Source organism: Photobacterium sanguinicancri (assembly GCF_002265265.1).
Classification (GTDB): domain Bacteria; phylum Pseudomonadota; class Gammaproteobacteria; order Enterobacterales; family Vibrionaceae; genus Photobacterium; species Photobacterium sanguinicancri.
Genome location: NZ_NOIF01000369.1, coordinates 1 through 1,251, shown reverse-complemented (window position 1 = coordinate 1,251; position 1,251 = coordinate 1). Strand labels below are relative to the sequence as shown.

The following is a 1,251-nucleotide window of genomic DNA, read 5'->3' as shown; positions in this document are numbered from 1 at the left end:
CGATAATTGTTCCTTGCCATTAGAATTAGGGTGGATTGCGCCCAGCGTATTACTGGTTCGTTGATGTGATATTCCAGCCGTCGGAAGACCTCTTTTCCTAGCCTTACAAATGATAAATCGCGTCGGTCTTTTACTGAATTTGCCTGAAAGTGACGGTGCCAACCGTTATGTTCTGCAATTATTCCAAACCACCAATAGACCATAAAAGCGAGCAGACCAATGAGTAGGAGAATGTCGAATCGTTTAGGGTCATGAGTGCGGCTTTTTAAATCACGGAATGTTTCTTCAATTTGCATTCGTTTGGTGTAGAGCCTGACGATACATCGAGATGAAAATATATTGGTTGGGATATTAGTTGCTAGTAGCCAAGGTTCTAAGGCTGACTTCTTATGGACAGCCTGGGCGGAGAAGTGTTCTCGACCTTTTGGCCGGTCTTTACGTTTTTTAGGTGTTTGTTTTTTATAGAGATGAAGATGACATTGCAATGGCTTTCGCTTGGCTAACTGTGTGAATCCGACATATTTAGGTTTGCTACTCGCTTGATTAAACAACTGCTTGATGTGTTGCCATTGTTTTTTTATTCAGACGTTTACATCTCCTCTTACGCGTCCAAGATAACACCAACCCATGTTATTAATTTGCCTAAACCATGTATTACGAAAGCCAGCATCAGTCACGATGATAGGGATGACATGCGAGGGTAAAACAGCTTTAAAGTTGTCGAGAAACTGTTGATGACTGCGTGGAGAGTTGTAGTTTTTGAAAGTAAAAGTTTGCTCGAAAAGCGTAACAGAACGACCGTCTACAGCAATAGATGCTCTTAGTACCATGAGTCGTTCGTATTCGCGGATATCAGCCCAATCGACTAAGACAATAGTGTGCATTGACCGAACAAAATTGATGACAGTGCCACCGATAAATATCGAGTCTGTTGTGGTGCAGGTGATTATTACCTAATAAACGGTCAACGCGCTTAATACAGTGTTTCGTTTTGGCCTTTGAAGGAAGAGAACGCCCTAGCAAAGTAAGCGTAAGTGCATCATTGCTAAGCAATGATTGCACCGAGTCCATGAGTGATTTTAGTCTCTTTTTGTGAATGTTAGGGCATTGATTTTCCAGCGACTCGTGTAGTATTTGAATATCACGCATCTTGCTTTCAATCTTTTGTGTTTGTGGTGAATTCATTAGATCAGAAGGTAAGGTGCGTGTCTACTTATTGAACTACAAAGGTATTTTGTGGGGATTCGTAAG

At 41.5% G+C, this 1,251-nt stretch carries 1 pseudogene; it reads right to left on the bottom strand.

The window, feature by feature from the left end:
* Positions 1–1,149 (bottom strand): annotated as a pseudogene (locus ASV53_RS24075) (IS4 family transposase); the annotation flags it as partial.
* Between the last annotated feature and the right edge of the window lie 102 nt (positions 1,150–1,251).